Below are 19,031 nucleotides of genomic sequence, written 5' to 3' on the forward strand. Positions count from 1 at the left end.
ATTCTTGATCACCACGCCGGACGGCGGCTCGAACCTGGAGGTGCCATGGCGTCCGAACCACGGGAGCCCTGGGCTTCGTCGCCCGCCGACGACGACGCGCAGGTCCGCCGGCTCCTGACGCTCGACACGTCGGTGCCGCACACGGCCCGCATGTACGACTACCTGCTGGGCGGCAAGGACAACTTCGCCGTCGACCGGGCGGCCGTGGAGAAGGTGCTCGCCGTGATGCCGGACATGCCGCAGAGCATCCGGCTGAGCCGGCTGTTCCTGCGCCGCTCGGTCCGCTACGCGGTGCGGCGCGGTATCACCCAGTTCCTCGACATCGGCACCGGCATCCCGACCGTCGGCAACGTGCACGAGGTCGCCCAGGAGACCGAGCCCGAGGCCCGCGTCGCGTACGTCGATCACGATCCGATCGTGCTGACCCACGCGCGGGCGCTGCTGCCGGACGAGCAGCAGGGACGGGTCGGCATCGTCCTGGCCGACCTGCGCGACCCGGAGATGATCTTCGCGCATCCCGAGGTGCGGGAGATCATCGATTTCGACCGGCCGGTCGGCCTGCTGCTGGTGTCCGTTCTGCACTTCATCCGCGACGACGAGGACCCGTACGGCCTGGTGAAGCGGCTGTGCGACGGGCTGGCGCCCGGCAGCATGCTCATGCTGACGCACGCGTCGATGGACCCGGATCCGGAGACCGGCCTCAAGGCGTCGGAGGGCTGGACCAACGCCTCGTCCACGATGAACATGCGGACCCACGACGAGATCCGCCGCTTCTTCGACGGGCTGGACCTGGTCGAGCCGGGCGTGACCGCGCGGTGGAACCCGGACGGCGAGCCCATCGAGGTCCTGGAGCAGAGCATCAAGAACATCTGGGGCTACGGCGGCGTCGCCGTCAAGCCGCCCGCCGGACCGGACGAGGGCGCTGGTCACTGACCCGGCCCGCGGCCTCCCGCGGTCCGCCACCGGAACGGAGACCCCTCCCCGGTGTGCGAGCAGTCCGCGGAGCCGTACCATCATGAGGCCGAAAGGGGATGTGGAATGCCGGACACGTGGGTGGTTGTCGGTCTCGACAACGGCGGGACCAGCAACAACGCGACAGTGCTGGACGCTGCGGGGAGCTTCCTCGTCGACCGGCTCGTGGAAACGCCCAGCCGGGTGCTCGAAGGGCCGGAGGTGGCCGTCGAGGCCCTCGCCGCGGCCCTGACCGGAATCCTCGACGTGACGGGCGTCGACCTGGCGCAGGTGCGCGCGGTCGGCCTGGACACCCCCGGACCGGCGAGCGCGACCGGCGTGATCTCCAGCAAGGGCGCCACCAACTTCCCGCAGCCCGAGTGGTGGGGCTTCGACATCCGCACCGCCCTCGAGGAGCGCCTGGGCCTGCCCGTCGTCTACAACAACGACGGCAACGCGGCGGCGCTGTACGCCCACCACGCCCACTTCGGCGCCGACGCGGCCCGGCACTCGTCGATCTCGGCGATCGTGGGCACCGGACTGGGCGGCGGTGTGATCGAGGCGGGGAAGGTCGTCAAGGGCGCCGCCGGGATGGCCGGCGAGCTCGGGCACGTGCACATCCCGATGGAGGGGCTCCTGCAGGACGCCCAGCCGTTGCCCGGCTGCAACTGCGGTTTCTCCGCCGACGCCGAGAGCGTCGCCTCGCTCACCGGGATCGCCAACAACCTGCTGCCGTACTGGCTGACCCGGTTCGAGGACCACCCGCTGAGCGCCGAGCCGCTCGGCAAGGCGGCGAAGCTCGTGCGCGGATACGGCGAGAAGGACGACCCCCTCGCCCTCAAGATCTTCGAGCAGCAGGCCATCGCGCTCGGCCGCCTGTTCACGATCGCGGCGAACTTCACCGACCCGAGCGCGTACTTCGTCGGCGGGGGCGTGGTCGAGACGGGGCCGAGGTTCCGCCAGTGGTTCCTGGACAAGGTCCGCGAGAACACGGTGCTGCGTGAGGAGCAGGCCCTCGCCGCGGAGTTCGCGCTCGTCCCCGACCTCGACATGGCCGGCGCCCGCGGCGCCGCCATCGCCGCCCGCGACGCCCTGCCGGGCTAGTCGGATCCATCGGGTCCGCCTCTGCGACCTGAACGAAGAGCGGCCGCCCACCGCATCGAAGCGGTAGGCGGCCGGAAGAAGCCGGGAGGACCGGTCAGGCGACGCTCGTGCGCCGGCCGAAGAACAGGCCGTCGGCGCTGATGCGGCCCGCCCCGACGACCGCGAGGGCCAGGGTGACGGCCGCCAGGGTGAGGACGAGCTCGTAGCCGCCCTTGTCGACGAACAGGCCCTTGTCGACGTGCACGGTGAGGAACGCGCCGACCATGTCGAGGAAGAGCAGCACTCCGGCGATGGGCGTGAGCAGCCCGAGGATCAGCAGGATCCCGGCGCCGAGCTCGACGAAGGTGGCGTAGTACGCGGAGAGGGTCGGGGCGGGGACGCCCATCGCCTTGAACGCGTGCCCGGTCGCGGTCAGGCCGTTGGTGTGGAGCTTCTGCCAGCCGTGGGCGACGAAGACGACGCCGATCGCGACACGGGCGACGAGCAGGGCCACATCGACCACGGGCGGCGGGATTCGGCGGGACATGAGCGGGTCCTCCTGAAAGCCGGTTTCTTGAACGTTCAAGGACGTTAGCAGCTACTTGAGCGCTCAACAACTCGGCTAGAATCGTGCTGATGAGCGAGACACGATGGCTGAGCCCCGACGAGCAGAGCACCTGGCGGGCCTACTTGAACGCCCACCGGCTGCTGCTCGACGCGGTCGACGCGCAGCTCCGTCGTGACTCCGGCATGCCGCACGCCTACTACGAGATCCTGGTCCGGCTCTCGGACACCCCCGACCGGGCGTTGCGCATGTCCGTGCTCGCCGACGGTCTTCGCGTCTCCGCGAGTCGGCTGTCGCACGCGATCGCGCGGCTGGAGGAGCGCGGCTGGGTGCGCCGGGAGGACTGCCCGACCGACAAGCGCGGTCAGCTCGCCGTCCTCACCGACGAGGGATTCGCCGCCCTGGCCGCCGCCGCGCCGGGGCATGTCGAGGCCGTCCGCGGCGCGCTGTTCGACGCGCTCGACCCCGAGCAGGTCCGATGGCTCGGCGCCATCAGCCAGACCCTCGCCGACCACCTCGCCTCAAGGGAACGCCGGACCGGCTGATCCGGCTCTCGGTGCGAGACACGGCCCGGGCTGGGTCCGACACGACGACCCGAGGTCCCCGGTCGTCCTGTTCCCACCTGAAGGTCACATGCTCGAACACTTCACCCCGGTCGGGCGGAGTGATCAGGGGCGGTTCGTTCCGCGCCGGTCCGGATCGCGGTGCGGAAGCCGCCCGGCGTGGTGGCGTATTCGCGGCGGAAGGCTTTCGCGAAGGCGAACGCGGAACCGTACCCGACGTCCTTGGCGATCTGCGCGAGGGTGTGGTCGGTGTCGCGCAGCAGCCGGGCGGCGACGGTCATCCGCCAGCGGGTGAGGTAGGTCAGCGGCGCCTCCCCGGCGAGGGCGGTGAACCGGCGCGCGAACGCGGCACGAGACAGGCCGGCCACGGCGCCGAGCCGCTCGACGGTCCATGGGTACGCGGGTTCGGTGTGCATGGCGGCGAGCGCCCGGGCGGTCACCGGGTCGGCGAGCGCCGCGGACCAGCCGGAGGCGCCGTCGGACTCACGCAGCCAGGCGCGGAGCATGTACACCAGGAGAGCGTCCACCAGCGACGGGACCACCGCCGCTGCGCCGGACGGCCCTGTCCGCAGTTCCTCGCCGAGCAACTCGACCATCGCCTGTAGGCCGGCGTGACGGCCCGGTAGTGCGGGCAGATGCAGAACCTCGGGCAGGTCGCGTAGCAACGGATGCGGCTGCCTGCGCTCCAGCCGATACGCGCCGCACACGATCGTCGAGCGCGGGCCGTGGCCGGGCACGGTCATTCGACCGTACGGCGCGGAGGCGAACTCCCGTTGCGGCGAGAAGCCGGTGAGGGGCACCCCGGGCGCGGATGCCAGCGTGTGCGGCAGACCGCGGCACAGCAGCACGACGTCCCCAGGGCCGAGGTCGACGGGCTCGAATCCCGTGCCTTCGCCGGGCCCCTGCCGGTCGGGCAGCGGGGTCAGCCGGCACGTGCCCTGGAGAACGACGTGGAAGGCAGCGCCGGTGACGTGGTCGAAGCGCAGTCCCCAGGGTGCGTCCGCCTGAGTGTGCGCGGCGACCGGCCGCCCGAGGCGGATGGCGGTCAGGATGTCCGCGAGTACGTCCACGGCGTGACGGTATCGCCAGAGCCGGCGAGACGTACAGACAATGAACAGAGATTATGAGCCATTATGCGTCTCGCCTGCCGTGCCTATCGTGGCGTCCATACGGGTGATCGACATCCGAGGAGGAGAACGCGATGACGGTATGGGTCGAAGGCGCCACGGGTAAGGCCGGACGGCGCGTGGTCGAGGCACTGGCGGCCGCCGGCGTGCCGGTACGTGCGGCCGGCCGCCATCCCGGCGAGCCGTCGCCCGGAGTGACGCCGGTGCTGTTCGACTGGCATGACCAGACCACCTGGGAGCCGGCGCTGGGCGACGCCGACACCCTGTTCCTCAAGGGCCTGGACAGCGACCCCCACGCCGATCGGGTCTTCGCCCGATTGATCGAATCGGCTCCGTGGGCGCGCCGCGTGGTGTTCATGTCCGGAGCCGCCGTCGGACGCACTCCGGCCGACACGCCGCGGCGCGCCGTGGAGCTGGCGGTGCAGCGCTCCGGAAGGGCGTGGACGATCCTGCGGCCGAGTTGGCTGCTGCAGAACTTCGACGAGGACGAATGGGTGTTCGCTCGGGCGCTCCGCGAGGACGGCGAACTGTACGCCTCCAGCGGTGACGGCCTGGTCGGTTTCGTCGACGCCCGGGACGTCGCCGCCGCAGCCGTCGCCATGCTGACCGAGGACGGCCACGACGGGCGGTGCTACACCATCACCGGCCCGGAGGCGATCACGTTCGGCCGTGTCGCCGAGGTGCTGGCCACGGCCTCCGGCCGCCCGATCCGTCACGTCCAGGCCACGGTGCCGCAACACCGTGCCCACTTCGCCAGGTCAGGCCGGCCCGATGCCTGGATCGATCACATGCTGCACCTGTTCGAGGAGGTCGGGACCGGCCTGTACGCGACCGTCACCGACGACCTTCACCGGCTCACCGGGAACCCGCCCAGAAGCCTGGAACGGTATGCCAAGGAGGTATGGGCCCGGTGACCTGTTCGGACCGTCAGGGATTCTTGAGGCGTAGCGCGAGGGCGGGGCACATGTCGATCGCCTGGTGGGCCTGCCGGAGCAGCCGCTGCGGCACCGTCTTGCTCTCGACGACCGGGAAGCCGAATTCGTCGAGGCTCACCAGGTCGGGGACGAGGTGCCCGCACAGGCCGTGCCCGGCGCACCGGGCCCAGTCCACCGTAAGAAACAGCCCGGTGTCCTCGGTCTCTTCCGCGGCCGCCTCTTCGCCGTCGATCGGCAGCAGGCCGCGTACCGGCCGGCCGCAGGTCCCGTCGGCCAGGTGGACGGCGACGTCGTCCGCGAACACCTCGAGGGCCGAGGCGATGAAGCGTGCCGTGCCGTCCGGGTGATGGCAGGCACCGCGCCCCTTCACGACCTGCATGCCCTGCCGTACGGCGGACAGGGCCTCGTTCCTGGAATCGCCCTCCGCCAGCGCGCGCAGCGACCGGGCGAGGGCGGGCAGCCCGAGGCGGCAGGGGCCGCACTGCCCGGCGGACTCCAGGCCCATGTAGGCGGCGACCCGGGCGACCTCGCCGAGCGGGCAGACGTCCGGGGCGAGCGGCAGGATGATGCCCGCGCCCAGGCTCGCGCCGGCCTTGGCGATGTCCTCGCGCGACACCAGCGCCCGGTTGGCGGCGGCGGGCGGGAGCCACGCGCCGTGGTAGCCGCCCATCAGGACGCCCTGGCCGACGTTCGCGCGGCACAGGTCGAGCACCTGGAACAGCGGGGTGCCGGTGGGGGCCTCGACGACGACCGGGCGTCCGCTGGGTCCCCAGACGGAGAGGAGGACGGTTCCGGGCTCGTCGGCGGTTCCGATCGCCGCGTACAGGTCCGGCCCGAGCTGGGAGAGCAGCGCGAGCTGGGCGAACGTCTCGGCGTTGGACAGCAGGGTGGGCAGCCCGTCCACGCCGCGCTCCGCGGCCCGTACCTTGCGGCCCGGCGGCAGCGCGGGAGCGCCGTTGACGCCGTTGACCAGAGCGCCGCCCTCACCGGTGACGAAGCGCTCCGGCAGGCGGACGACGCGGATGAACCCGCCGAGGTTGCTCTCCACGACCGCGCTGCGGATGGACCGGCCGGCCCGGCCGCCGTCGGTCACGCCGATGACCACCTCGCGGGCGCCGAGCGCGAGGGCGGCGAGCATCGCGCCGTCGAGGATGAGGTGCGGGGCGCGGGCCAGCAGCATCTTGTCCTTCGCGCTGGCGGGCTCGCCCTCGGTGGCGTTGACGAGGACCACGGTCTGGGCGTCCTGGCGGCGGGCGGCCGAGACGACCGCCTTGACCTTGCGGGCGAAGGGGAAGGCGGCGCCGCCGCGGCCGCGCAGGTCGACCTTCTCCGCCAGCGCGAGCAGCTCGCGCACGCTCCGCCGCCGGAACTCCCCGTGGATCTCCCGGTGCGCGGTCTGGTCGATCCGCTGGTGACGGTGGAGTCCGCGGCCGAGGCGCGGCGGCCCCACATACCGGTAGTCCATCATTTCCGGTCACCCAGCCATGGCGCGGTCTCGGCGCGCAGCGCCGCCCAGAACTGATCATCGGGCAGTTCGCCGGTGTCCGCGGAGCTCCGGGGGTTCGCGCCGGCCCGGTCGCGGGGCTCGGCGCCGCCGTGGCGCGGACCGGCGCCGCCGGACACCCGGCCGTCGCCGCGGACCTTGCGGGCGCGGAGCATGCGCCGGTCCCGGGCCAGACGGGGCAGCCGGCCCGTCGCCGCGATCGTCACCAGGACGGCGCAGACGATGTAGCTCCACGTGACCCAGGCCTTCGGCGGACGGCCCGCCGTCAGGCCGTGGATGATCGCCACGGCCCACATCACGTACGCCAGCGCGTGCACCGTACGCCACAACCACGGGCGTGAGCCGGCGACGAACCGGCCGCGCAGCACCCCGGTGGCCACGACGACGACGAGCAGATCACCGGCGATGGTGCCCAGACCGACCAGGAGGGCACGCTGCCCATGCCCGGTGAACGGCAGGAACGCGTCCAGGACGCTCGCGTGCGCCTCCATGACCTTCAAGACGATGTGCGCGACCAGGAAGCCGACGGCCATCACCGCGGTCGCGCGGTGGGCGCCCTGGGCGAGGATGCGCAGGCCGATCGGCAGGGTCCGTTGCGCGGCGGCCACGCCGGCGACGATCGCGGCGGTCGCCGCCAGGAGCGCGAACACGCCGACGTAGAACTCCAGGAACGCCCGGAGCCGCTCGACCAGGACGGCGCCCTGCGACGTCCGGCCGGCCACCAGCACGAAGGCGAGGAGCAGCAGCGTGACCAGCGTCGCCCGGCCGCGGCCGGGTCTTCGGGAGGGACGGTCCCGCACCCGGCGGCGCCGCGCCCCGGGCTCCCGGGGGGCGTGCCGTGGGGCGGCGACCCGCTCAGAGGCGGGCATCGGGGCTCCCACCGGGCAGGGGGACGTTCGGGACGCGCACGCTCGGCGTGCCGGAGGGGGAGGGGCTCCCGGACGGCGCGGGGGTGGGCATCGCGCCGAAGTTGAGCAGCGGATTGTCCGCGTCGACGCGGACGCCGGCGCGCTCGGCGAACGTCGCCGCCGCCGTCTCGCGCAGGGTCCAGCCGCCGATCTGGAGCCGGTCGAGCCGCATCGGGCCGTTCGCGTCGCTGAGCGCGAACCGGACCATCCGCTGCGGTGCCTCGCCGCCGCCGCACGGCTGCTCGGTGCCGGTGCGGCCGAGGTAGTCGCCGCGCTTCACGAGACTTCCGTCCCGTACCCGCGTGACGTCGCTGAGCTGGTAGTACTCGCTCGCCAGCCCGTTCGGGTGGATCAGGAGCACGAGTCCGTGGCCGGGCGTGGAGGAGCACAGCCGGTAGATCCGCCCGTCGCCGGCGGCGAGGACGCGGCCGTCCCCGCCGTCGAAGCCGGACACGCCCTTGTCCGAGGCTAGGAGGGACCAGGACTGCCCGATGCCCCACGGCAGCATGAGGCCCGTGTCGAGCGGGGTGTCGGCCGCCGTGCTGAACTTCGCCAGCACCGGCCGCTCGGCGTCCGGCACGACGGTGGCCGGCGCCTTCTTCAGCAGGGCGGCGAACGCCGGGGTCCCGGCGAGGGCGACCTCCCAGCCGGTCTGCGTCATCTGCGCGAGAAAGACGGATGACTCCGGCATGACCGTCATATCCGACGGCGGGGGGATCGTCTCGGTGCCGAACGCCCAGCTGTCACGGCGGTCCATCCTGCTCAGCCGCACGATGGGGGCCTTCAGGGTGTCGACGCCGTAGTTGCGCCGGACCACGGGGCTGCGTTCGGCGAGTACGACCTTCTCCACCTTCCGGCTCAGCTGGGTGGCCGGGCTGACCGGGATCCGGGACGGTGAGGGACGGGCGGAGACCGGACGGCGCGTGCGTGTGGGCGTCGCGTGGACGCGGCGTCGCTCGGCGACCGGGTGCCGGGCGGGTGGCGGCATGACGACCTGCTCGACGATCGCGGCGAGCGCCAGTCCCACCACGATGACGACCACTCCGCCCAGGGCGGAGATCCTGTCGCCCAGCGACGCCGCGGGCCTCCGGCGGCGTGGGGGGCCGAGCCGTCCGTGCCTTCGGTGAGTCCTCGGCATCGACCTGCCTCTCCAGAGGACGATCGTTAGTGATCGAAACCGGATTGCGAGAGGAGTGTAGGGCTTCTGTGACCTTTTAGAGCGCTGAAAACGTGAAAAACCATCACAGAGAAGGTCGACTTTGCGGAGCGGAATGAGATCGTCACACCGCGCGCCCGATTCAGCCTCGTTTTGGGCATAGGGCCATTTCAGGGAAGTGGACCGCGAACCGCCCGATGGTGCCATTCGAGCAGATGGGCGGCTGCGAGAGCCGTCCATTCCGTCGTAAGGCCGCACCGGGCGGTGCCTATGTCCGGATCCGGCCAGCTTTCCGGGCAGTAGGAAATACGTTGCAGACGGTGTTCAGCCTCGGGCGGGGACGGTCAGGCCGGGGAGGTTCCAGCCGGTGATCCCGACGACGGGCGTCGCGCCCCGGAGGTCCGCGACGTGGTAGCTCGCGGTCAGCGTCGCACTCTGCCCCGGCCAGAGCGTGACGTCGTTGTCGCTCCAGCTGATCGGCAGGACCTGGTCGTCCCCGCCCAGCACGCGGCCGTCGGACCTGCCCCGGCGCACGTCGGCGCGCGTGAACACCGCGGGCACCGGCTTGGTCCCCACGTTGCGGACGGTGACCGTGGTGGTCGCCTCTCCGCCGTTCCGCCGGGTCGACGCGGACACCTGCACCTTCGCGGCGGGCAGGCTCCGCAGCCCCGTCAGGTCCGCGTACCCGCCCGGAGCGAACACCGCTCCGCTGCCCTGGCCGATCGTCTTGGACCAGTCGATCTCGTCCGCCTTCGTCGACAGCCAGTAGACGTTCCGGCTCACCGTCGCGCCCGGTCGCGTCAGCGTCAGCTCCAGGAAGTACGTCGTGGAGATCCCCGCCGGGACCTTCGGGGCCAGCACGGTCCGCACGTCCTGGCTCGCGAGGGCCGGAACGGACTGCCGGGCCGTCGCCCGTACGGTGCCGTCGAGGTCGATGAACCGCGCGGTCGCGGTCAGGCCGGACTGTGCCGCGTTGGTCAGGTTCGCCACCTTGACCGACTTGTCCGCGTAGTCGTACATGACGTGTACCAGCTCGCCGGCCTTCTTGGCGCCGAAATACACGCCCGGCTGGTCGAAGTCGTCGTTGTACAGGTTCCAGTGCAGCGACGGCCAGGCCTTGTTCAGCATCCAGTAGATGACGCCGGTGCTGGGATTGACCTGGTCCTTCGAATGCCCGAGGTACGCCTCGAACTGCGCCCGCGTGACCTCGTACCCACCCATCTGGGCGATCTTCTGGTAGGACGCCATGTCGGACCAATGTCCGTAGCGATTCCACAACGGAGTGTTGTACTGCCCCATCCGGGCGGTCTTTGTGTAGTCGTTGTACTTCGGATAGACGTGGTAGATATCCGGGCCGGAGCCTGGGCCGCCCGCCGTGCTCGGATCCCACACCTTCTGCTGGTCCGCCGCCGTCAGGAACCGGTTGAGCGAGTCCTGGGTCGGCACGGTGTTGCCGGCGCTGGTCTCGGTGCCGTATGCCCAGGCGCTGCCCGCGTTGGTGTAGGTCGGGTCGTTCTGGTTCACCGTCTCGGGCCCGTTCGCCCACCAGTAGCCCGGCGGAACGTAGTTGTACGGGCCCTCCTTCGAACCCGAGGGGCCGAGCTTCGGCGACGACTTGTACTCCGCGGCCGCGATCTGGGGCGTCGGCCAGTCCGCCGCGGCGAACGCCGACAGGTAGATCGCCTCCTTGGCCGCGTCCGGCGCCGCGTCGCTGCCCTGGTAGAACGTGAAGACGCTCGGGTGGTCGCGCAGCCACTGCGCGACGTGCGTGGCCTGGTTGCCGGCGTTGGCCTTGAGCGCGTCCGGCCACTTGGAGGAGGGGTCCTCCCAGCGGTCGCAGCACTGCCAGCCGGTCATGGCCAGGATTCCCTCGCGGTCCATCTGGGCGAACATGTCGTCCGGCGGCAGGTTCCCCTCGAACCGCAGGGTGTTCAGCCCGAGGTTCTTGACGTAGGAGAGCTGGTCGTGGATGTTCCGCGGGTCGTAGCGCATGAACATGTCCGGCGACCAGCCGCCGCCGCGGATCACCAGGGGCACGCCGTTGACGACGAACCGCCGGGAGCCGTGCGACGCGTGCGTGCCGGCGGTCACCGGCGTCAGTGACGAGGTGACGGTACGGATGCCGAAGTCCTCGTCGGTACGGTCGGAGACCCGCCCGTCGACGCTCGCGCGCGCCGTCAGGTGGTACAGCGGCTGCGCGCCGAGCTGGTACGGCCACCAGACGGCGGGGTGCTCCAGGTGCAGCGACCGGTGGTCCGCCGGCGTCAGCGTCACCGTACGGGTCGACTTCGCGGGGACCGTGACGTCCGCCGCCACGGCGACGCGCGTCGCGCCGCGGGTGATCGTCGCGTCCAGCCGCGTCTTCCGCTCCGCGTCGGTGTCGTTGCGCAGGTCGGCCTTTACCGTGAGGTCGGAGCTGCTGAGGTTCGCGGCGTTGTGCTGGACGACGTGGACGTTCCGCAGGGACACCGGCCCGGCCTGGGCGAGCCGCGGCGCGAACCGCAGACCCGTGTTGCGGTCCGGCGCGGGCGGGTTCCAGTCGAGCTGGCTGTCGGTCAGGTACGTTTTCTTGTCGTTCTTGGCGACGTCGAGCGCGATGGCGTTCTGGCCGTCCCGGACGTACGGCGTGATGTCGTACTCCAGCCGGGAGTAAGCGCCTTGGAGCTGCGACCGGTCGGCGACCTTCGTGCCGTTGACCCACAGGTCCGCCGTGCCGAGGACGCCGTTCATGATCAGGAACGTGCGGCCGTCGCGTCGCGGGTGGACGGTCAGCTGCTCGCGGTACCACCAGTTCACGTTGAACTGGTCCTCGGGGACCTTCGCCAGGTTGTCGGAGTAGAAGATGTTCGGGTAGCGCCCGTTCTCGAGCAGCCCGGCCATCACCGTCTGCGGGCGGCTGATCGGCAGCCAGCCGCCGGTCGCGTACTCGGGCCGGGAGATCGTCGCTCCGGAGCCGCCCGCGACGGCGGACGACTGGATCTTCCAGCCGGAGTTCAGCTCACCGTCCGACGACGGCGCGGCCGACGTCGCGCTCGGCGCCGTGACGGCGGGCCGGGGCGGCGCGGCTCCGGTACGGGCGGCCGCCGAGGCCGGCGCGGCCGCGGCGAGCACCGCGCATGCCGCCAGGACGAGCGGCTGCGACCTCAGCCTGGACACGGCGCCTCCTGAAGATCTTCGAATCGCATCCGGTAAGTCCCCTGTGGGGGGTAATCGTCAATCTCATTAACAATGGCCGGAAACGGACAGCGGCCTGGATTCGCGGATGCCGCTCCCGAGCGATCCGGCCCCGAGTGGGCACCCCGGCCGCCTGCGCCGCAGGTGCCGGTAGTGGGCCGCGTACGGAGTCCGGTGGTGCCGGTCGGATGTCCTGCCAGCGTACCCGCCGGGTGAGCGGCGACTCGGGGCCGGGCGAGGAGCCCGTGAGGCGAGGGCTGCGATGCGTGAACGGCGATGAAAGCGCCTTTTCCGCGTACCGGCTCCGGGGTTACGGTCGGTTCGCGCATGGGAGCGCTCCCATGTCCTGGATTCTCCCGGTAACCCGTCATGGAGCCGTCAATGCGACCTCGACGCGTGCTCTCCTCTCTGCTGGCCTTGCTGCTGGGCGTCTGCGGAATCGGCCTCGTCGCCGGCGCGGGCACCGCGAACGCCGCGGTCGGCTGCGGTGTCGACTACGGCAAGAACGACTGGGGCACGGGCTTCAGCGTCACCATCACCCTCCACAACCTCGGCGATCCGCTGAGCGGGTGGACGCTGACCTACGCGTACGCCGGTGACCAGAAGCTCTCCCAGGGCTGGAACGGCACCTGGTCCCAGAGCGGCAAGAACGTCACGGTCACCAACGCGAGCTGGAACGGCGCGCTGGCAAGCGGCGCCACCGCCCAGATCGGCGCGAACTTCACCTACAGCGGCGCGAACACCGACCCGACGTCCTTCGCGATCAACGGGACGACCTGCACGGGCTCCGGCGGCGGCGGGGGAGGAGGCGGTGGGGGCGGGACGTCCGGCCCGGCGCCCGCCCTGCACGTGTCCGGCAACAAACTCGTCGCCGCGAGCGGCGCCACCGTACGCCTCCGCGGCGCGAACCGCTCCGGCGGCGAGTTCATGTGCGTCCAGGGGCGGGGCATCTGGGACGGGCCGGTCGACGACGCCGCGATCGACGCCATGGCCGCCTGGAAGATCACGGCGGTCCGCATCCCGCTCAACGAGGAGTGCTGGCTCGGCCTGAGCAACATCGACACCCGGTACGGCGGCACGGCGTACCAGAACGAGGTCAAGGCGTTCGTGTCCCGGCTCGAGAAGCACGGCATCACACCGATCGTCGAGATGCACTGGAACTACGGCACCTACACCGGCCCGTCGTCGGGATGCTCGGACGTCCACGCCACGTGCCAGAAGCCGATGCCGGACGCGCAGTACGCCCCGTCGTTCTGGACCGGTGTCGGAGGCGCCTTCAAGGGCGACGACGCCGTGGTGTTCGACCTGTTCAACGAGCCGTACCCGGAGCGTGCCACCGGCAGCGAGACCTCCGGCTGGACCTGCTGGCGGGACGGCGGGACCTGCTCGGGCATCCCGTACCAGGTGGCCGGCTTCCAGAGTCTGGTGGGCGCCGTCCGCGGGACCGGCGCGACGAACGTCATCCTCGTCGGCGGGCTGGCGTACTCCAACGACCTGACGCAGTGGCTCCAGTACCGGCCGACCGATCCGAAGAACAACCTCGCGGCGTTCGCGCACGTCTACAACTTCAACACCTGCGCGAACACGTCCTGCTACGACAGCCAGCTGGCGCCCGTCGCCGCGCAGGTCCCGCTGACGCTCAGCGAGATCGGCGAGAACGACTGCGGGCACGGTTTCGTCGACACCCTGATGAACTGGGCGGACGCGCACGCCGTCGGCTACCTCGGGTGGACCTGGAACACCTGGGACTGCAGCAGCGGCCCCTCACTCATCAGTTCCTTTGACGGCACCGCCACCTCGTACGGCGCCGGTCTCCGGGACCACCTGCGGTCCACCTCCTGAGAGGACCCGCGCGGGCCGGCAACGGTCAGGAGGGGCCGGCCCGCGCGCCCCGGAGACGTGTCATCGGGCTTCACGAGGGCCGGCCCGGTCCGCGTCGCGGAGCCGCGGCGTCGGCGGCCGGCCCGCGCGCCCTTGGGACCGCGTTCCCGGGATCCGCGACGTCAGGCGCCGAGCGTGGCGGCGACGGTCTCGGAGATCGGCGTGGTCGGGCGGCCGATGAGCGCCTTCAGGTCGCCCGAGGCGTCGGCCAGGGCGCCCGCGACGATGCCGCGGTCGATGTCGACGAGCATGTCGGCGACCGCGTCGGGCAGGCCCGCCCCGACCAGGGCGGCGCGGTGCTCCTCGGAGGAGAGGTTCCGGTAGGCGACCTGCTTGCCCGAGACCCGGGAGATCTCGCCGGCGAGGTCGTCAAGGGTCCAGGCGACGTCGCCGGCCAGCTCGTACACCCGGTTGTCGTGGCCGGTCCCGGTGAGCACGGCCACCGCCGCGGCCGCGTAGTCCGCGCGGGTGGCGCTGGCGATCCGCCCCTCACCGGCGCTGCCGATGACGGCGCCGGTCTCGACGGCCTGGCCGATCGTCGGCACGTACATCTCGCTGTACCAGTTGTTGCGCAGGAGCGTGTAGGTCAGCCCCGTCTCGCGGATGATCTCCTCGGTCGCCTTGTGCTCGGGGGCCAGGCCGAGGACGGACGTGTCCGCGTGCGGCGCGCTGGTGTAGACGATGTGCCCGATGCCCGCGCCCTGGGCGGCCTGCACGGCGGCGGCGTGCTGCGGGACGCGGCGGCCGACCTCGCTGCCGGAGATCAGCAGGAGCCGGGTGCCTCCCTCGAAGGCCGGGCGCAGGGTCTCCGGTCGGTCGTAGTCGGCCTCCCGGACGTGCACGCCGCGCTCGGCGAGGTCGGCGGCCTTCTCCGGGCTGCGCACGGCGGCCACCACCTGGTCCGCGGGCACCTTCTCCAGCAGGCCGTCGATCACCAACCGGCCGAGCTGGCCGGTGGCGCCGGTAACGATGATCATACGAATCTCCCGCTTCATCGAGCGTGCGGGCGTGGCCGCCCAGGTCAAAGTACGCGCTGTACGATAGTGCTAACTTTTTGAAAGTGCAATCCATGAGGGTGGCACAGTCGATTTGCTCAGTGCATGCGAGAAGTATGCTGTGCGCCATGGGCAGCCACGCGACCGACACCCCACCGGCCGACGGTGACACCGGCGGGCCGGGATCCGACGACGGCTTCGCCGGCGTCGTCTTCGACGTGTTCGCGGGCCGGTGCTCGTCCCGGGAGACGCTGGGGCACATCACCGGGCGGTGGGGGATCCTCGCGCTGGGCGCCCTCAGCGAGGGGACGTACCGCTTCAACGCGCTGCGCCGCCGGGTGGACGGGGTGAGCGAGAAGATGCTCGCCCAGACCCTCCAGGCGCTCGAACGCGACGGCTTCGTCCTCCGCGAGGCCGAGCCCACCATCCCGCCCCGGGTCGAGTACAGCCTCACCCCGCTCGGCCGCGCGGCCGCCGAGCGCCTCCTGAACGTCATCGAGTGGCTCGAGGCCAGCATGCCCGAGGTCATGGCGGCTCGAGCCCGCCACGACCAGGCGAAATCAGCCCGGTGACGGTCTCACCCCGCCGGGGCCGGCCACACCGTTCCAGTGGACGAGGCCGAGCCCACCGCCGTTTCGGTCTCCGGGCTCGGCTTTTCCGTTATCGCGACGCCTGATCCACGTCTCCCGTACAGAGCGGACCTTCGTGGACGAGGCGATATGAGGAGCGAGATGGATGGGGACGTACGGCCCGGCCCCGAGACGGTCGTGGCGGCGCGGCACGGCGACCAGGCCGCGCTGGACCGGCTGATCGCCGGTTACCTGCCGCTGGTCTACAACATCGTCGGGCGCGCGCTGGACGGGCACGCGGACGTGGACGACGTCGTCCAGGAGACGATGTTGCGGGTCGTCCACGGCCTGGAGGGGCTGCGGGATCCCGACAGCTTCCGCTCCTGGCTCGTCGCGATCGCGATGCGGCAGGTCCGCGACCACTGGCGCCGTGGCCGGACCACTCCCGCCGGCGGCCTGGACGGAATGGACGACGTCGCCGACCCGGGTGCCGACTTCGCGGACCTGACCATCCTGCGGCTCGGCCTGTCGGGGCAACGCCGGGAGGTCGCCGAGGCCACCCGCTGGCTCGGCCCGGAGGACCGGGAACTCCTGTCGCTGTGGTGGCTCGAGGCCGCCGGCGAGCTCACGAGGGCTGAGCTCGCCGCGGCGCTCGACCTGCCACCCGCGCACGCGGCCGTCCGCGTACAGCGGATGAAGGCACAACTGGAGACCGCCCGCGCCGTCGTACGCGCGCTGCACGCGACGCCGCGCTGCCCCGACCTCGCCGCGCTGACCGCGAGCTGGGACGGTGCGCCGGACCCGGTCTGGCGCAAACGGCTGGCCCGGCACACGCGCGACTGCACCGCCTGCGGCGCGGGCTGGTCGGGGGTGGTCCCGGCGGAGCGCCTGCTGACCGGCCTGGCCCTCGTGCCCCTCCCGGCCGGCTTCACCCTGTACGGCGCGGCGTTCCCCGGCGGCCACGCCGCGTCGACCGGAGCCCAGGCCGGGTCCGGAGGCCATGCCGGGTCGAGCGGCGGGCAGGCCGGGCCTGGTGGGAGCCACGCCGGATCGGGCGGGGCGCATCCCGCGTCCGGCGGCGGCCACGTCCCGTCCGCAGGCGGGCATGCCGCGTCGGGGGGACATGCGGCGGGCGGCTCGGCGCCGGGTTCTACGTCGGTGGGGGGACAGGGCGGCGCCGGCGTTCATGGCGCCGTGGTCCGGGCCGGGCGGCTCGGGCGTGCGGTGGGTCACCTCACCGCCAAACAGGTCGCCGTGGCGGCGGGGGCGATGGCGGTCGCCGGGGGCACCGCCATCACCGCGGCCGCCTATACCGGGAACGCCCCGACCACCGCCGCGCGCCCGCCGGCGGCCGAACGCCCGCTCACGGCCGGACCGAGGCCGTCTCCGTCCGCCGCGCGCACCACACCCGCGCACACGCGGAGCGCGCGCCCCACGCGGCGGCGCGCGAAGCCCCGGCCGGTGTACGGCAGCAACGTCGACACGGTGGACCGTGCCCCGGCGAAGAACGCGTCCCCGGGCCGCCTGCCGGTCCGAGCCGAAGGACGCCCGCTGGTCTTCTCCGGCAAGTGGGAGCAGCCCTTCCGCGGCTCGCTGGGCGGCCGGTACCTCATGTTCTACCGGGACGACCATCTGACGATCCGGGGGCGCGGATACTTCCAGGTCCGCTGGGAGATCGCCTACTTCAACCGGCCGGGCATGCTCGTCATGCCCACCTGGACCGGCCTCAAGGGCAAGATCTTCCACGTCGCGTCGGGAGGCGGCCGCCGCATGGACGACGCCGTGCCCGGTGCCACGGACCGGCCCCATACCTGGATGGGCCGCCCGGACAAGGGCTACATCACCCTGCCGCAGGGCGCCCAGCAGATGTGGCAGAACGAGTTCTACTACATCGACGGTGAGGTCACCCTCCGCCAGCATGAGCGCGGGGCGGACTACAACCTGGGGATCACGCCCGTGAGCAGGGCGGATGTGGCGGCCGACATCGGCCACGCGCCCGACCCGGCGCACGGCGTCGTACGCCGCGGGCTCGTCCGCGACACCGGCCGCGACGACGCGCCGGTTCCGCAGTACGCCACCCGGGAGGACGTCGCCGCCCCCGACGTGCCGCAGCGCTCCCGGCTGACCTGAGCCACCCGGCCGGCGCGGAATGCGCCCAAGCCGTCCGTGTCGACCCGTCCTCCGGCTGCGGTCGGTGGCGACGCGGCCCCGCCGGCTCGGACCCGTCCGCGGGGCCGTCGGCTACGCACGTGTGCCGGGGTGCGATGGGCGTGGGCCGTACGCGGGTGCTCTCCGTCCGGCCGCGGCCCGTGGGCTCAAGGCAGAGAGGTGGGTGCGCCGCCCGGCCGCGGTCCACGGGGGCGTGGTACCCGCTTCATCCTCGCCGCGCTGCGCGGCCTCGACCCCGCCCTTCTCGACGCCATCGACGATACGGGCCCTACGCTGTGCGAATGACGCCGCCTCAGGAGCTCGCCGACCTGCCGTACGCCCAGGCCCTGTCCGCCTACGACGGGTCCTGGCGGGAGGACGACTTCGACACCGTCCATGTCGACGGCCTGACGGTGCCGGAGGCCGACGTCTCCGGCGCCCGCTTCATGGAGTGCGCGGTCACCCGGACGACCTTCGAGGGCGGTCGGTTCCGGCGGGTGCGGCTGATCGACACGTGGTTCCAGGAGACCCGGATCGTCGGCGCCGACCTCGCCGAGAGTAACTGGCAGGACGTGACGTTCCTCGGCGGCGTGCTCGCCGGGCCGCAGCTGTTCGGCGCCGAGCTCACGCGGGTCGTCTTCCAGGGGTGCAAGCTCGACTCGGTGAACCTCCGGGACGCCCGGCTGTCCGACGTGCGGTTCGACGACTGCCTCCTGCGCGACGTCGACTTCGGCGGCGCCACGCTCCGCCGCGTCACCTTCCCCGGCTCGCGGCTCTCCGGAGTGGACTTCTCGCGCGTCACGCTGGAGAAGGTCGACCTGCGCGGCGCCGAGCTCGGCCTGTCCGGCGGCGCGGAGTGCCTGCGCGGCGCCACGATCAGCACCGCGCAGCTCATCGACCTCGCGCCCGCTCTCGCCGAGTCGCTCGGCATCACGGTGAAATGAGCCTCAGCCCTCGCCCGGCCGGGTGATCGCGGGCACGATCCGGTAGTCCTGCTGGAAGACGAAATTGTGCAGGTCGGCCGCTGCGATCGCGCGCAGGGTGGGCACCTCGGCGGCGGCCTGCCCGCGGTCGAAGACGTTGAGGGGCCACTCGCCCACGGTCGCGCCGCGCAGGTGCGGATGGTGGAAACTCCGCTCGAAGTGCGCTTCCAGGGTGATCGGCCGGACACCCGCCGCGCGCTGTTCCGGCCAGGACAGCGTCCAGGAGGCGGTCAGGCCGCCGTCCTCCGTCCGGGTCAGCCCGCTCTCGTCGACGTCGCCCGTGCCCCGCAGCAGGTCCCGGTCGACCTCCTCCAGCACCCGCCGGGCATAGTGCCGGAGCAGCACCACCGTGTCGGCGAACCGCTCCTCCTTCTCCTCCCGCGTCACCACGCCGCCGTGGGTGCCGTCCCGCAGGTCCTCGAAGTGCCGTCGCAGCGCCGGCAGCGTCGTGTTGTCCCCGTACGCGGTCGATGACTCGCTCATCCCTCC

At 72.1% G+C, this 19,031-nt stretch carries 16 protein-coding genes; 8 read left to right on the forward strand and 8 right to left on the reverse strand.

From position 1 onward, the window contains the following. Positions 1-45 precede the first annotated feature (45 nt). Together ABEA24_RS19530 and ABEA24_RS19535 are read left to right on the forward strand one after the other, a co-directional pair. Positions 46-933 (forward strand): SAM-dependent methyltransferase, encoded by an 888-nt coding sequence (locus tag ABEA24_RS19530; protein ID WP_345432350.1) that lies wholly within the window; start codon positions 46-48, stop codon positions 931-933. Between the two features lie 105 nt (positions 934-1,038). After that, entirely contained in the window at positions 1,039-2,055 is a 1,017-nt protein-coding gene (locus ABEA24_RS19535; RefSeq protein WP_345432351.1) for an ROK family protein, read from the forward strand. 94 nt (positions 2,056-2,149) lie between these two features. Here ABEA24_RS19535 and ABEA24_RS19540 read toward each other — a convergent pair whose 3' ends face one another. Then, positions 2,150-2,581 (reverse strand): DoxX family protein, encoded by a 432-nt coding sequence (locus ABEA24_RS19540; protein ID WP_345432352.1) that lies wholly within the window; start codon positions 2,579-2,581, stop codon positions 2,150-2,152. Positions 2,582-2,670: 89 nt separating this feature from the next. On the opposite strand from ABEA24_RS19540, the gene ABEA24_RS19545 reads away from it, so the two are divergent. Then, positions 2,671-3,144, forward strand: a complete 474-nt coding sequence (locus ABEA24_RS19545) for a MarR family winged helix-turn-helix transcriptional regulator (protein WP_345432353.1) — start codon at positions 2,671-2,673, stop codon at positions 3,142-3,144. A 101-nt stretch (positions 3,145-3,245) separates the two neighbouring features. Here ABEA24_RS19545 and ABEA24_RS19550 read toward each other — a convergent pair whose 3' ends face one another. Further along, on the reverse strand, positions 3,246-4,232 hold the full coding sequence (locus ABEA24_RS19550; RefSeq protein ID WP_345432354.1) for an AraC family transcriptional regulator: 987 nt from the start codon (positions 4,230-4,232) through the stop codon (positions 3,246-3,248). Positions 4,233-4,363: 131 nt separating this feature from the next. On the opposite strand from ABEA24_RS19550, the gene ABEA24_RS19555 reads away from it, so the two are divergent. Next, a complete protein-coding gene (locus tag ABEA24_RS19555) occupies positions 4,364-5,203 on the forward strand; it encodes an NAD(P)H-binding protein (RefSeq protein ID WP_345432355.1) in 840 nt (279 codons plus the stop codon). A 13-nt stretch (positions 5,204-5,216) separates the two neighbouring features. Here the strand turns inward: ABEA24_RS19555 and ABEA24_RS19560 are convergent, their stop codons facing one another. From ABEA24_RS19560 to ABEA24_RS19575, 4 genes are all read right to left on the reverse strand, one after another. Next, positions 5,217-6,692 (reverse strand): NADH-ubiquinone oxidoreductase-F iron-sulfur binding region domain-containing protein, encoded by a 1,476-nt coding sequence (locus tag ABEA24_RS19560; protein WP_345432356.1) that lies wholly within the window; start codon positions 6,690-6,692, stop codon positions 5,217-5,219. Next, entirely contained in the window at positions 6,689-7,597 is a 909-nt protein-coding gene (locus ABEA24_RS19565) for a hypothetical protein (RefSeq protein WP_345432357.1), read from the reverse strand. The genes ABEA24_RS19560 and ABEA24_RS19565 overlap by 4 nt, the downstream gene beginning before the upstream one ends. Then, complete coding sequence (locus ABEA24_RS19570) at positions 7,584-8,774, reverse strand: M23 family metallopeptidase (RefSeq protein WP_345432358.1); 1,191 nt, start codon at positions 8,772-8,774, stop codon at positions 7,584-7,586. Before ABEA24_RS19570 ends, ABEA24_RS19565 begins: the two co-directional genes overlap by 14 nt. A 342-nt stretch (positions 8,775-9,116) precedes the next feature. Then, a complete protein-coding gene (locus ABEA24_RS19575) occupies positions 9,117-11,948 on the reverse strand; it encodes a glycoside hydrolase family 2 protein (RefSeq protein ID WP_345432360.1) in 2,832 nt (943 codons plus the stop codon). Positions 11,949-12,347: 399 nt separating this feature from the next. Here ABEA24_RS19575 and ABEA24_RS19580 point away from each other — a divergent pair, with 399 nt between their 5' ends. Further along, positions 12,348-13,808 (forward strand): cellulose binding domain-containing protein, encoded by a 1,461-nt coding sequence (locus ABEA24_RS19580; RefSeq protein ID WP_345432361.1) that lies wholly within the window; start codon positions 12,348-12,350, stop codon positions 13,806-13,808. Between the two features lie 161 nt (positions 13,809-13,969). On the opposite strand, the gene ABEA24_RS19585 is transcribed toward ABEA24_RS19580, so the two are convergent. After that, entirely contained in the window at positions 13,970-14,824 is an 855-nt protein-coding gene (locus ABEA24_RS19585) for an SDR family oxidoreductase (protein WP_345432362.1), read from the reverse strand. Between the two features lie 146 nt (positions 14,825-14,970). Here ABEA24_RS19585 and ABEA24_RS19590 point away from each other — a divergent pair, with 146 nt between their 5' ends. From ABEA24_RS19590 to ABEA24_RS19600, 3 genes are all read left to right on the forward strand, one after another. Then, positions 14,971-15,414 (forward strand): winged helix-turn-helix transcriptional regulator, encoded by a 444-nt coding sequence (locus tag ABEA24_RS19590; protein WP_345432363.1) that lies wholly within the window; start codon positions 14,971-14,973, stop codon positions 15,412-15,414. A 159-nt stretch (positions 15,415-15,573) separates the two neighbouring features. Next, on the forward strand, positions 15,574-17,541 hold the full coding sequence (locus ABEA24_RS19595; protein WP_345432364.1) for an RNA polymerase sigma factor: 1,968 nt from the start codon (positions 15,574-15,576) through the stop codon (positions 17,539-17,541). Between the two features lie 320 nt (positions 17,542-17,861). Continuing rightward, positions 17,862-18,503 carry a pentapeptide repeat-containing protein gene (locus ABEA24_RS19600; protein ID WP_345432365.1) on the forward strand — a complete coding sequence of 214 codons (642 nt, stop codon included), beginning with the start codon at positions 17,862-17,864 and terminating at the stop codon, positions 18,501-18,503. A gap of 3 nt (positions 18,504-18,506) precedes the next feature. On the opposite strand, the gene ABEA24_RS19605 is transcribed toward ABEA24_RS19600, so the two are convergent. Beyond that, positions 18,507-19,025, reverse strand: a complete 519-nt coding sequence (locus tag ABEA24_RS19605; protein ID WP_345432366.1) for a hypothetical protein — start codon at positions 19,023-19,025, stop codon at positions 18,507-18,509. Positions 19,026-19,031 lie beyond the last annotated feature (6 nt).

Origin of the sequence: Actinoallomurus vinaceus, from assembly GCF_039542055.1 — a bacterium.
In the GTDB taxonomy this organism is placed as follows: domain Bacteria; phylum Actinomycetota; class Actinomycetes; order Streptosporangiales; family Streptosporangiaceae; genus Actinoallomurus; species Actinoallomurus vinaceus.